The organism is Hominimerdicola alba, from assembly GCF_900109655.1.
GTDB lineage: Bacteria > Bacillota > Clostridia > Oscillospirales > Ruminococcaceae > Hominimerdicola > Hominimerdicola alba_B.
Window position 1 is genome coordinate 274,422 of the sequence record NZ_FOAT01000003.1, and the last position, 14,096, is coordinate 288,517.

Consider the following 14,096-nt stretch of genomic DNA (forward strand, 5'->3'; position numbering starts at 1 on the left):
GATATATCATTGATACAAAAATACAACAGGCTTCTGCATTATTTTGCAGAAGCCTTTCTCATTTTAACGTGATTCCGCTGTTCCCTAAAATACCTATCTGTACCTTAGCTTCTGTTGAATTTATTTGATAAATTATCGAATTGAACATTTTCATCAAGATGTGAAAGTATAACTTTATTGTGATTTTTAATTATATTAATTGCACAATTTTAACACTTATAATTTTATGAATTACACAATTCGCAAAAAATTATCAGAAGCTCAGCAATCGGACAATTTCGGTAAAAACCCCATTCTGCTGATGCAAAACGACATTTTGATAGGTTGACTTTCATTTCCGGGTGTGCTAAACTTAATATTGTCGCGACAAACACTATTTATTAAGGAGAATATTAACCGTGAATATAAACATGAAATCTAAAAGGATAGTTGCATCCATAATGGCACTTTCGCTCGTATCTTCTGGTGCAATTGCATCTGAGCCAAGCGTGATAGGCAAGTTAATTTTATCAAATTCAATTTCAGCAAGCGCTGCAACTGTTTACGGTGACTGGGAATATGAGATCACTGGTGACCACACTGCAAAGCTTGTGAAATATAACGGCAAAGATGCAGAGATCAGTATCCCCCAGGGAATAGACGGCTATTCCATCACCGAACTTGGCGAAAAGCTGTTCTTCAATAATACTGCCGTAAAATCCGTCAAGATCCCCAGAGGTATACAGAGCATACCTTCTTACTGTTTCGGCAATGCTTCAAATCTGGAATCGGTGGCGATCCCCCTTGGCGTAACCAATATCAAGAGCGGCGCTTTTGCAAGAACAATAAATCTTAAATCGATAGCACTGCCTCTTTCGGTGGATACAATTGAATCTTATGCCTTTGATGGTTCAGCACTGACTTCCATAAACATGAGAGATGTCAAAAATATGGGAGAAGGTATTTGCAGAAACTGTACAGACCTCAAAGAGGTAACACTCTATTCAGGTTTAAACACACTTCCCATCAGCGCATTTGATAACTGCACAAACCTATGCTCCATTGTACTTCCCGATGACTTGACAACTATCGAAAAGTACGCTTTCAGAAACTGTACAAACCTTGCAGAGATAAATACTCCCGGATCTCTTGTTACAATAAAAGACAGCGCTTTCCTGGATTGTACAAGTCTCAAAAATGTACCCTGCTCTGATTCTACTGTTACGATATGCAACTCTGCATTTAAAAACTGTAAAGATCTTGAAGAAGTAACATTTTCAGACTCTGTTGCTGAAATAGGTATCTCAGCATTTGCAGGCTGTGAAAAGCTGGGGTCTATATCGATCCCCGAATCAGTTAAAAAGATCGGCTCATATGCATTCAGAGATTGTACAGGCATCATATCGGCAGATCTCAATTGTAATACAGATACTAAGTTTGGATCCAACTGCTTCCAGAACTGTGCTGCACTGGAGAATATCAATGTTTCCGACCTTGATATCCTGACAAAACTATTCAATGTAAGAGTGTTTGCAGATTGTAAGGAACTTCGTACAGTAAACAATGAGGCTGTCGTTATTGATAACGAAAATTCTGCCGAGCCTGAGTTTGTTGAAAAGTACAGAAGTGTGATAATTGAAAATTTTGATGCCATTGACGACAGCGAGATCGGCTTCTTCAACGACTTCCTCAATGCAGAGATAAAGTACGTTGTATCTACTAATGTAAACGATGATATGTCCGATATGGAGAAAATAAAAACTCTTCATGACTGGCTCTGCAATAAGGTCACATATGCATATACCGTGAAAAACGGTAAGAATGTTCCGGACCCTTCACATACTAATCATGTAGACGCATCCGCATTTTTAAAGGATTCAACAGTATGTGACGGATATGCAAGGGCTCTTACACTTCTCCTTAATGAAGCAGGTGTAGAGGCGTATTATGTGAATAGCGCAACACACGCATGGTGCATAGTCAGAGTAGGCGATCATTATTTCCATGTTGATGCAACCCATGATGATCTGGATTATCCCGACAAAGCCATAGGTTATGATCATTTCCTTATATCAGACACCGATATCAGAAAATGCTCCGGAGGTCATACATCATGGTCTATCGATGCTCCTACAAGCCGCTACAAATACACTGTTCCTGCTGAAAAGCCCGAATGCCTCTATTCGGTAGGCGATGTAAACCTTGACGGTAAGATCAACGTTGACGATGCCGACCTCATCTGGTATTACTGCAACGGAGATATCGACTCCATCGATCTTGTTCTCGCAGATGCAAACTTCGACGGCAAAGTTGACTGGCAGGATTACTTAGCAGCATTCGACCGTGAATTGCCACGCGGATAAATTCAATGATGTTTTAAAAAGTATTTCAGCCATACTTTCAACCCGAGATCAATATACTAAATAATACAGACCAAAGCGTCTTCTGCGGAATATCACAGAAGACGCTTTTATTAGTTTAAATTACATCACGCAAGTTCTGTATCAGCTGTTCCAGAGTATTGAGGCAGTTAATGATCTACCTTTCCCCTGATATCATAATCATTGCATGTATCAAAACCACTTAAATCAAGAGAATACATCAGACAATGATAATCACCGTTTATCGTATTTTCTGCGTATTGACATTTATCATTTGTTTGTGGTATAATGTATAAAATTAAAAAGAACAATAAAAAGAAAGGAGGAAAAATTATCATGTTAGCGATTATATTTAATGTTCCTGTATTAATAGGCGTATTTCTTGTTGCACTTTTCTTTTTTGCAGCGAGCAAAAGTAAAGCCGTTAAGGTAGTGTCAGCAATCGTCATGGTGCTTGCGGCTTCGTCAATTTTAAAGATTCTTGTATTTACGCTTTCAATGATCCTAAAGATTCTCTTACCCATAATCATTATCATAAGTATCATATATGTAATCCATCTTATCAAGAAAAAGAAGTGATATTTAAAAGGCAAGTTTGCAGCTTGCCTTTTCTATTTTTTATTGACAGATCATCGATATCTTCATATTTTTTTGATCGTTCGTTGTTTATCCATAATAGCAAAATATATTCTGACTATCCCTTTACCACACCACTTAAAATGCTGTATCGACAGGGATATATTATGTTGACGTTATCTTTTCCCCCGCCGCAGGCGGGGGAAAAGATAACTGCCATACTCTCATTATATTCCTTCGTTCGCTGTTAAGTCAGGTGTGTCAGCGGGATAGCCATAAAATATATTAATGTTATATTTTGACTGCAAATAAAAACGGATAGCCGCCATATAAAGACGGTCTATCCGTTTTGCATTTATTAATTGAAGCAATTTCGGTCAATTACTTTATAGTAACAGTAACAGCATTTTTGATAGCGTTTTTTGTATCCCATTTGCCATTCACTCTTGCAGCGATAGCTACTTTATAGGTCTTACCGGGAGTAAGGTTCTTGGGTGAAGTGTAGGTAGTGTCGGTAATGTTCTGTGTCTGTATTCTCCACTTTCCTGCCAGATATACAGCTATACCATATCTGTCAGCGCCATCTACCTTATCCCATGTAAATCTTACCTGGTGATATTTTTCACTGTATGCGACTTTTATGTTTGTAGGATATGTAATCGCTGCATACTGCTTGTAGGTGTTCTTGCCTTCGTTTACGATAGAGGCAAACTTTTCGTCACCGCTGATAATGGTTGAAGGAGATTTTGTGTTTACCCATCCATCACCCTTGGGGAGTTTAGCTACTGCAGGAATGATGGCATACTTCTCACCAAGAATAATGGTGTTCAGTTCAGAACAACTATCAAACATAGATGTCATTCTGCTGAAGCTAAAGTTGCCTACGTAAACATTGCTTGTGTCGAAATTACTCAGATCAAGTGTTTTCAGACCTGAACAGCCGGAGAACATAAAGTCCATATTTTTAACTTTGCTTGTATCAAAAACGCTAAGATCAAGCTCGGTCAAACCGGAACATTTACCGAACATGCTATGCATATTATCAACATTTCTTGTATCAAAATTACTCAGATCAAGTGAAGTTAAAGCTGGACAATTACAGAACATATTACCCATATCCTCGACATTACTTGTATCAAATCCGCTCACATCAAGCTTGGTCAGACCATTACATGCGCTGAACATTTGTGACATGTTATCGACATTGCTTGTATCAAAACTGCTTACATCAAGTGATGTTAATCCGATACAAGCTAAGAACATATCGTACATTTTCGTAACCTTTCTTGTATCAAATCCTGTCACATCAAGTGATTTCAATTCTCTGCAGGTCGAAAACATGCCGCCCATGTCTGTGACATTACTTGTATCAAATCCACTTACATCAAGTGATTTCACATTACAACACCAACGGAACATAGCAGCCATATTCGTAACGTTACTTGTATCAAATCCACTTACGTCAAGAGATGTAAGATTAGTACACTGCGAGAACATACCACACATATTCGTAACTTTGCTAGTATCGAAACCGCTGATATCAAGGTGTTCCAATTCGGTACAAAAGTCGAACATACTGTTCATATTTGTAACATTACTTGTATCTACTTTCGATAGATCCATATAAGTACAAACTTTAAATTCTTTAAACAGACCGCCGCAGTCTTCGGGGAAAACCGTTCTCTCTTCGGCTATAACAGATTTTACCTTCTTAGTATTGCCATATTTACTTACATCTGAAGCGTTGACCTGACCCCTGAGCGTAAGCACACCTGTTTTCTCATCAAGAGTGCAGCAATCTGACTCGGCATCAGCTGCCTGTGCTGTTATACTCTGTGAGATGACCGGCGCACCATAGCTTACTGCGCCTGCCGCCATACAAAGTGACATTACTACTGCTAAAACTTTTTTTATCTGCATAAATTATGCCCTCCTAAATATATTACATTGCATATTATAAATTTCCACAGATATATATTATAGCACTCAATAATATTTTTGTCAATATTTCAGACATATTTTCTTAATCATCTATAGAGCATCCATATAAAAACGGATAGCCGCCATATAAAGACGGTCTATCCGTTTTGCATATATCAAATCATATCAGTTTAAGTTTATCACTTTATAGTAACAACACCTGAATGCTTGATAGCATTTGCAGTATCCCACTTGCCGTTTACTCTTGCAGCGATAGCGACTCTGTAGGACTTTCCGGGAGTAAGGTTCTTGGGAGAAGTGTATGTAGTACCGGTGATGTTCTGTGCCTGTACTCTCCACTTGCCTGCCAGATATACTGCTATGCCGTACCTGTCAGCACCCTCTACTTTATCCCATGTAAATCTTACCTGATGATATTTTTCACTGTATTCGACTTTGATGTTTGTGGGGTATGTGATCTTTGTTTCTTCATAGATAGGTAAGCGCTTGTAGGTGTTCTTGCCGTTGTTTTTGATAACCGCAAATTCTCCGTTACCGCTTATAACAGTTCTGGGATCATTAGTATTTACCCAGCCTTCACCGTTGGGGAGTTTGACGGTATCTTTTATGTTTTTGAAATTTTCACCGAGAGTAATTGTTCTCAAATTAATACAATCAGCAAAGGTATAACCCATACCATAACCTTTGATATTGCTTGTATCAAAACTACTCAGATCAAGTTCAGTAAGGCTGGTACAGCCCCAGAACATACCCGTCATAGCTGTTGCGCCCAAAGAATCCTCAACATTGCTTGTGACCCATCCACTCAGATTTAATGAGGTCAGGTTAGTACAGTCTTTGAACATCAATTCAACAGCAACGAGGTTTCTTGTATCAAAATTGCTTAAATCAAGCGTTCTAAGTTTAGAACAACCCTCGAACATAGCAGTCATATACATTACATTGCTTGTATCAAAGTTGCTTACATCAAGTGTTGTCAATCCGGAACAGCCCTGAAACAATGCAGTCATATGTTTAACTTTGCTTGTGTTAAATCCACTAACATCAATTGTAGACAAATTATTACAGCCATTGAACATTCCACTAATATCTGTAACTTTGCTTGTATCAAACCCCTTAATATCAAGTGTAGTAAAACTCAAACAATTATAGAACATAGAACTCATCTTAATGACATTGCTCGTATCAAATCCACTAACATCAACTGCAGACAAATTATTACAGTCACTGAACATTTCACTCATATCTGTAACTTTGCCAGTATCAAATCCACTTACATCAATTGCTGTAAGATTAGAGCAAGCCCAGAACATTTTACTCATATCAGTGACTTTGCTAGTATCAAATCCCGTAATATCAAGTGTAGTAAAATTCACACAATTATTGAACATACTACTCATATTAGTGACATTGCTCGTATCAAATCCACTTACATCAATTGTTGTAAGATTGGAGCAACCTAAAAACATTCCACTCATATCAGTGACTTTGCAAGTATCAAATCCTTTAATATCAAGTGTAGTAAAACTCGTACAACAATTGAACATATAACTCATATTAGTGACATTGCTCGTATCAAATCCACTAACATCAATTGCAGACAAATTATTACAGCCACTGAACATTTCACTCATATCTGTAACTTTGCTTGTATCAAATCCACTAACATCAATTGCAGATAAATTATAACAGCTAATGAACATTTCACTCATATTTGTAACTTTGCTTGTATCAAAGCTGCTTATGTCTAGTTCTGTCAAATAAGAACAGTAACTAAATATACCACTCATATTTGTGACCCTGCTTGTATCTGCATTTGAAAGGTCGATAGAAGTACAATTAGAATAATGATATAACAACCTGCTGCTGTCTTCGGGGAAAACCGTTCCTTTTTCAGCTACAATGGATTTTACCTTTCGCTTAAAACTATTGCTGAATCCCCTTAACAAATCACCATCAACATTGCCTTTTAATGTAAGTACACCTGTTGTTTCATCGAATGAATAACAGCTTGCATCAGCCTCTGCTGCCTCTGCTGTTATACTTTGTGTGATGATAGGTGCACCATAGCTGACAACACCTGCTACCATACATAGTGACATTATTACTGCTAAATATTTTTTTACCTGCATTTTAATGACCTCCTGAATTATCATGTTGAAAATGGTAATATATATCAATATTTCCCAAGATATGATAGCACAGATAATTATCAATGTCAATAATTTTGATATATTTTCTTAATCATTCGTTGCTTATTCATATTAGAAGACCATATTAATGTATAATTTGACTGCGAATAAAAAATAGGGGCATAATCATTAATCTCACGAAGTACCGAAATAAAAAACATGGACTGTGAACAGCCGCATGAGATTATGATCTCTCACACGGCTGACACAGCCCTGAAAAAACTCTATTATTTACTCTCTTATTTTACTTCGGAACCGCCCCATTCAACAACTGTGAAGCCTTTTCTTTCAAATGTGGAAAGCTCCTGCGGTTCAATGTCCACAGCATCTTCAAGAGATGTATATGTCATGAATACGCGCAGCATACTGTCGGGTTCAGGGGTGATGTTAAGCTTTGCGGAATCTGTATATTTATCACTCTGGAAGGAAATGAGATTATACTTGTTATGCTCCATTTTGGGTAGCCAATATACGATGAACTCATTCATCTCATCTTCGGTCAGACCCATATAGCTGAGTTTTTCTTTGAGGAAATTCTCGGTATCACTGCCCGCTACACAGAATCCCTTTGAAAAATCAAATTCTGTACGGCAGTTTACAGCGTCCCAGAACAGGTATCTGTGATGAGAGCCGTCAGCCTTGTTCACAAGTGATCCGTCTGGCTTAGCGACTACATCCCAGCCGTTGTTATACTTAGGATAGGTAGTGGCAAGATCTGCTTCGGTCAGCTCGACCTCAACATGGACGTCTGTCTCATTTTCGGGATAGAGGTAGATAACTGGCTTAGCAACTATAGGATATGAATATGAAATTCGGATCTGTTTTTCGCCCGATTCATTCACGATCTGCACCCAGCCGTACTGTCCATTATACTTTGTAAATGCCCAGTTATTGTTATTTTTCATATCGCCGAGTTCCTTAAGGTAAGTTCTTCCGGGGATCGTTGTAACTTTACCGTAGCTTGTATCTGGTCCGAGATACATAGTGATCTCATCGGCAATAACATATAAGTCCGAACCATATATGACCTCTCTGTCAGGTTTAACATAGGAGCCTATGGTACAGGTCACAGCATTATTGATAGCGTTTGCAGTGTCCCATTTTCCGTTTACTCTTGCGGCGATAGCTACTTTATAGGTAATGCCGGTTGTGAGATTCTTGGGAGAAGTGTAGACTGTATCAGTTATGTTCTGTGCCTGAACTTTCCACTTGCCTGCAAGATATACAGCTATGCCGTATTTGTCAGCACCTTCTACCTTATCCCATGTAAATCTCACCTGACGGTATTTCTCACTGTATTCAACATTGATGTTTGTGGGGTAAGTAATCTTGAAAGGTAAGCGCTTGTAGGTATTCTTACCTTTGTTTTCGATGACTGCATATTCACCGTCACCGCTGATTATAGTTTTGGGTTCTTTAGCGTTTACCCAGCCATCGCCATTGGGGAGATGGGCTTTTTTTAATATACCTTCACAATATGTACCGAGGATAAGTGTTTTAAGATTATCACAAGAGGAAAACATATCATACGTATCTTTAACATTGCTTATATCAAAGTTGCTCAGATCAAGAGTTGTCAGGCTGGTACAATCGCTGAACATATCGCCCATGACGGTGACTTTACTTGTATCAAAACTGCTTATATCAAGTGAGGTCAGATCATAACAGCCTTGGAACATACCAGACATAAATGTAACACTGCTTGTATCAAATCCACTTAAATCAAGTGTTTCCAGCTTTTTACAGTCATAGAACATTGCACCCATATCTGTAACATTGCTTGTATTAAAACCGCTGACATTAAGCGATTTTAATGAATAACATTCACCGAACATAACTGGCATATTCGTGACATTGCTCGTATCAAAGTTACTTACATCAAGTGAGGTCAGGTCATAACAGCCACGGAACATACCATACATATCAGTAACATTGCTTGTATCAAAGTTACTTACATCGAGTATTTTAAGTTTTTCGCAATAAGAGAACATATAGCTCATATCTGTTACGTTGCTTGTATCAAATGAACTAACATCAAGTGAGGTCAGGTTATAACAGCAATTGAACATAGCGTCCATATTTGTAACATTGCTTGTATCAACATTTGAAATGTCCATAGAAGTACAATTGTAATAACCCCTCAACAGCTCAGAACTGTCTTCCGGAAAAACTGTGCCGGCTTCAGCTATAACAGATGTTACCTGTTTACCATATTTAGTGTTAAAAGTCCGTAAAGCGCCACGGTCTATCTCGCCTTTGAGAGTCAGCAATCCTGTTGTTTGATTAAAAGAATAACAATCTGCCTCAGCAGCAGCTTCTGCCTGTGCTGTGATAGTCTGTGTGATAACAGGCGCACCATAGCTTACAACTCCTGCTGTCATACAAAGCGACATCACTACTGCTAAAATTTTTTTCATCTGCATAATTATGCCCTCCCGACCAATAAAGTTTGATATAATATTATATCAATAAAATATAATATATTATAACACGCGCAAATTCTACTGTCAATATTTTTGACATACTCGCTTAATTATTTGTCAATTGTCAATAATATAAAAAATTATTATTGTATATTTATTACAGCGAGTGAAGATATGGAATAATCACAATTGCTTGAATCAGTTAGATTTTTCATGCATGATCGTATCCGATAATGTATAAGAGAATCAAAAAAACAAACACCATACTTAAAACATAAAGTTGCTGAGTTTTACAGGATATAAAAGTAATGCCCCGAAGTATTTTGTCGCTTCGGGGCATTTAGTATTTGTTTTAAAGATAGATTTTCTTCTGCTGCACTGTATGTGTGTGACCGAAATTAATAATTAGAATGTGTGTGCGAGGACAGTGTATATGATTTATTCCTGTTTGCATTGATCTCGTTTACGTAATTCGCACAGTTTGTGCAGTTGTAAAGACCGGCGGGAAGGTTGGTGTAGTAGCCGGGATCAAGTCTTGTACCATAGTAACTGCCTTCACGGATCGAAAAATCGAGGTGAGGACCGGTGCTGTTGCCGGTGCTTCCAACTTTACCGATTTCTGTTCCCGCGGAAACGGTTGCACCGTTGGCAACAGTGATGCTGCTTAAATGCATATAAACAGTCAGGTAAGTTGCTCCGTTAATATTATGAGTGATCACAACGTAATTACCAGCACCGCCGTTATAGCCGTAATAGGTCTGTACAGTTCCTCCTGCAGCTGCTTTAACAGATGTACCTGACGCTGCCGCAATATCGATCGCACCATGATTTCTGCCGTCATTGAATGCTGAGGAAATCGCCTTGCAATCAGGAACAGGCCAGATAAACGGTCTGTCAGCGACCTCGATAGCGTAACCGTGGTTATTTCTGCTTGACCATGTGGTAGCATAATTAGCATTTCTGGAAACCACTCTTATCTCGCCATCATCGCTGAATGTAAGATATGCACCCTTTTTGCCGTTGGTTCTGGTATTCCAGATAGCCTTTCCGTCTTTTCTATAGATAACAAAGTTACCGTCGCCCTGAAGAACGCACTTTGTACCGCCTCTGTTCTCGGTCTGAGAGCTCCATGTAGGTGAGTATGCCTTACCGGTTGACTTGTTGTAGTGATATACAACCAGATTTCCGTCGCCCTGGAACACGAGTACATAATTCTGATTAGGAGATTTGTAGAATCTTCCGGGTACCAGATCTGCGTTGCCGTTCTTTGCATCAACAACTGTCCCTGCACTTGCTGCGCTTGCTACGATCGAATTGCCAAAGATCGCATTGCCGATCGCGGTGCTGCCCAGTGCAGGAGCGGATACCGAGAGAATGCAGCTTGCTGCTGTCAGAGTTGTGATGACCTTCTTCTTTGCGCTTGTAAATGTTGTGTTTTTCATTTTGTTTAATTCCTTTCGATTTTAAATTACTTTGATTCAGACCGAAATGCCGTTGACAGAATTCAGATTTTTTTACTTTTTCTGATCGAACTTATCGTCCGAATTGGCTGCGCAGCCGTTACTGAATTTTGTTTTTTCATTTCGTTGTTTGACTGTACTTGCAGTATAGCACACAAGGTCATAGTCAGCAATCGAATCGGAATGAACTGTCAGTAAATCGGAGTGAATGGTATATTCTTCATAAAAAAATCATAAATTGACGGGTATTTTCAATATAAAAACCTCCTGTGGTCTCTTTCAAACCACAGGAGGTCTCTTTTGTCATTGTACGTTTTTTGCAGATCGGTTCAGATCACTGGACTTTTTACTGTCCTTCATGGAAGAAGTAAGGCAGTGCATCATAGATGTAGTGTCTTACATAACCCCACCAGTGAGTATTGTTGGGAGCTTCGAGGAAGTACAGATTACCCTTTGAGAAGTCACTTGTGTAAGTAAATACATCTGTGTTCTTCTTCAGTTCGTTTATCATTGGAACCATGTTGCCGTATGCGATATCCTTGGTACCTGTTGCCGCAAGAACAAAATACTCATTCTGCTTGAATCCTGAATTTCTTGCCGCACTCAGTACTTTTCCTGCACCGTCCCAGCAGTGACCTGACAGAGGCATGAAGTATGCGATGATATCCAGGTTGTTATTGAAGTTTGCCCATGTTGAACCGCCGCCCATTGAGAATCCGCCGTATGCACGGTGGTATCTGGAAGCTCTCAGGCTGTCGATGCTGGTATTGCCGTTTGCATAAGTCGAATACTTGCCTTCAACAAAAGGTATTATGCTTCTGCGCATTTCATCCCATACGCCATCAGCACTGGGAGCCTTGTTGAAGTTAGGAGTTACAACGATCATGGGTTCGATATCGCCGTTTGCGATCATATTATCCAGCATAAGGTCGATCTCGATGGAAGTATCGTTGAAGCAGGTGTTCTCATTTTCTCCGCCGCCGTGCATCAGATAGAAGACATTGTATTTCTTCGACTTGTCATAGCCGTAAGGCAGATAAACGTTCATCACGTTGTTGCCGTTGATGCCGTTGTAGTATTCCTTTACAACCGTACCGTGATTTGAAGGCTGTCTGAAATAGTAGCCGGGAGCTTCTTTATACTGAAGATATCCGTTGTAATTGTAGGGCTTCTTCTCGGGTTCAGCCACAGGGAACTCTGTTATCTCACCCTTAATAAAGGATTCGAGAGCGCTTACGTCCTTATCATCTATAGCGCCGCTCTGGTCGATATCAGCATTCTTCTTTGCAGTTTCGTTGTCGATACCTCTGCTCATGCCTCTCTTGAGTTCGATAAGGTCAAATACAGTGATACTGCCGTCAAGGTCAATGTCACCTCTTCTTGCACCTCTTGGGATAACTGCATTAGACTTGGGTCCGTCGATCTTTGTTCCTGCGGGGGCAGCAATGATCTCATCGACATAGAAATCGCAGGTCTCCTCTGTGGTCTCAACAACAAGAACAAGGTCTTCTGCGCCTGAGGGGATAGTATAATTAGCATTGTAGAGCTGAACGAACTCGCCGCGGTTTGCTGCCGCCTGAGCGATCTTGTCATAGTTTGCAGTGCCGTTCAGGTTATACTGAAGTGTGAGCTTGAACTCGGTAGGGTCAGAACCCGTAATGTTTGTGAAGCAGGCGCTGAAAGCGTAGCTGTTGCCTGGTACGAAAGTGCTTGAACTGAGCGATTTCTGTCCGCCGTTCCATGCAGCGCTTCTTCCCGAAAGGCTCAGCGATCTGGAGCCCATATACTTTGCAGATGTGCTTGTAGCTGCTGTACAGCTGCCTCTTGCAGACCAGTTATCTGTTCCGCTCTCAAAAGTATCATAGAAAATGTAGCTGCTTGTATCAGCCGCTTCAACAGTAAGCGCAGGAGCTGCAGGAACAAGAGCCAGACATGACGCTGCCATCGCTGTTGATGACAGTACTGATAAGAATTTCTTTCCTATCATTTTTGATTTTGACATTTCAAATTCCTCCAATCTGATTTAGTAATACTTTAGTATAACACCACCTTACAGAAACGATCATTCTGTTTTGAACTGATCTTCCTGTTCTGATATAGTGCAGGCTTGCAGCACACCAGCTGCCGAATCTGCGGCTTTATAGTATTTTACACCAAATTTTACCATTAACCGTCGAGCTATGCATATATCATTGTTAAATATTATAACATAAGAATTGCTTTTTGTCAAGTTTAATTTTTTAACATGAATGCAAGTTAAATTTTTAATATACTTTACAGAAGAAAGGCGTTCTCCTGTGACTATATCTCTCACCACAGCAGCCCCAGGATATGACGAAAATCGGGTGCTGCAAACGCAACACCCGATCCTTCTGCTTAATTTGTTATATTATCCGTTATTTAACGGTGACTGTAAAAGCACGGCTGTTTATGTTGGTGGTATCGGTGTATGCCTGAACTTTCCACTTGCCCGCTATCTTTACTGCTATGCCGTACTGTTCAGCCTTTTCGACTTTTTTCCAGTTGAGTCTGAACTGATGGTACTTCTCATTGTATTCTATCGAAGTAACTTCGGGATAGCCGTGTGGGGGATTTGGAGTAACGGTGATGGCGTTGGAAGTATCCAGAATCCATTCGCTATCGAACATCGAATAAACAGCAACACGGTACTTTTTACCGGGAGTCAGCCTGTTCAGCACGAAGGAAGGTTTGGTCTTCATAGTTATGATCATCCAGATACCACCCATATCTTCCATATAAAGTGCAACGCCGTAGCGTTCTGCACCCTCTATCTCGTTCCATTCAAGCTTTACACAGCCCTCGCCCTTTTTGTAGGTGATGGTTGGCGGTGTATAATCAAGCTTCATATACTCATAAGGCTCTTTTGCCGCTTCTGCATTTATGGCATTGATCTTGAAAATATTAGCAGCCGGCAGCACGGAAAGTCCCCCGAAAAACATCATAAAGGCAAGGCCTCCCGCCATAACTTTTTTACAGATCTGTTTTTTCATATGATACCTCCATATTAAAAGTTTGCCGACCACAGTACGCGCTCGGTAAAAGACTTTAATGTGATTGAATTATAACGTCTTCCAATGATTTTATCAATACGTTTAAATAATTACTATAATGTTATAAATCAGT

At 39.7% G+C, this 14,096-nt stretch carries 8 protein-coding genes; 1 reads left to right on the plus strand and 7 read right to left on the minus strand.

The features are described 5' to 3' along the window. The first annotated feature begins 398 nt into the window (after window positions 1–398). On the plus strand, window positions 399–2,342 hold the full coding sequence (locus tag BMY75_RS05305; protein ID WP_074830786.1) for a leucine-rich repeat protein: 1,944 nt from the start codon (window positions 399–401) through the stop codon (window positions 2,340–2,342). Window positions 2,343–2,509: 167 nt separating this feature from the next. Here BMY75_RS05305 and BMY75_RS17895 read toward each other — a convergent pair whose 3' ends face one another. The 7 genes from BMY75_RS17895 to BMY75_RS05345 form a co-directional block, all read right to left on the minus strand. Continuing rightward, complete coding sequence (locus BMY75_RS17895; RefSeq protein ID WP_207646260.1) at window positions 2,510–2,884, minus strand: hypothetical protein; 375 nt, start codon at window positions 2,882–2,884, stop codon at window positions 2,510–2,512. Between the two features lie 433 nt (window positions 2,885–3,317). Beyond that, window positions 3,318–4,856: a BspA family leucine-rich repeat surface protein gene (locus tag BMY75_RS05315; RefSeq protein WP_074830792.1), complete on the minus strand. Its 1,539-nt coding sequence runs from the start codon at window positions 4,854–4,856 to the stop codon at window positions 3,318–3,320. A 200-nt stretch (window positions 4,857–5,056) separates the two neighbouring features. Next, the gene (locus BMY75_RS05320) at window positions 5,057–7,009 is read right to left on the minus strand and encodes a BspA family leucine-rich repeat surface protein (protein ID WP_081350450.1); all 1,953 of its coding nucleotides are present in this window, start codon (window positions 7,007–7,009) and stop codon (window positions 5,057–5,059) included. A gap of 299 nt (window positions 7,010–7,308) precedes the next feature. After that, window positions 7,309–9,492, minus strand: coding sequence for a BspA family leucine-rich repeat surface protein (locus BMY75_RS05325; protein WP_074830798.1), 2,184 nt, complete (start codon window positions 9,490–9,492; stop codon window positions 7,309–7,311). Window positions 9,493–9,890: 398 nt separating this feature from the next. Next, window positions 9,891–10,934: a peptidoglycan DD-metalloendopeptidase family protein gene (locus BMY75_RS17460; RefSeq protein ID WP_081350451.1), complete on the minus strand. Its 1,044-nt coding sequence runs from the start codon at window positions 10,932–10,934 to the stop codon at window positions 9,891–9,893. 364 nt (window positions 10,935–11,298) lie between these two features. Beyond that, entirely contained in the window at window positions 11,299–12,954 is a 1,656-nt protein-coding gene (locus BMY75_RS05340) for a carbohydrate binding domain-containing protein (RefSeq protein WP_074830801.1), read from the minus strand. A 394-nt stretch (window positions 12,955–13,348) separates the two neighbouring features. Then, window positions 13,349–13,963: a fibronectin type III domain-containing protein gene (locus BMY75_RS05345; RefSeq protein ID WP_074830804.1), complete on the minus strand. Its 615-nt coding sequence runs from the start codon at window positions 13,961–13,963 to the stop codon at window positions 13,349–13,351. Between the last annotated feature and the right edge of the window lie 133 nt (window positions 13,964–14,096).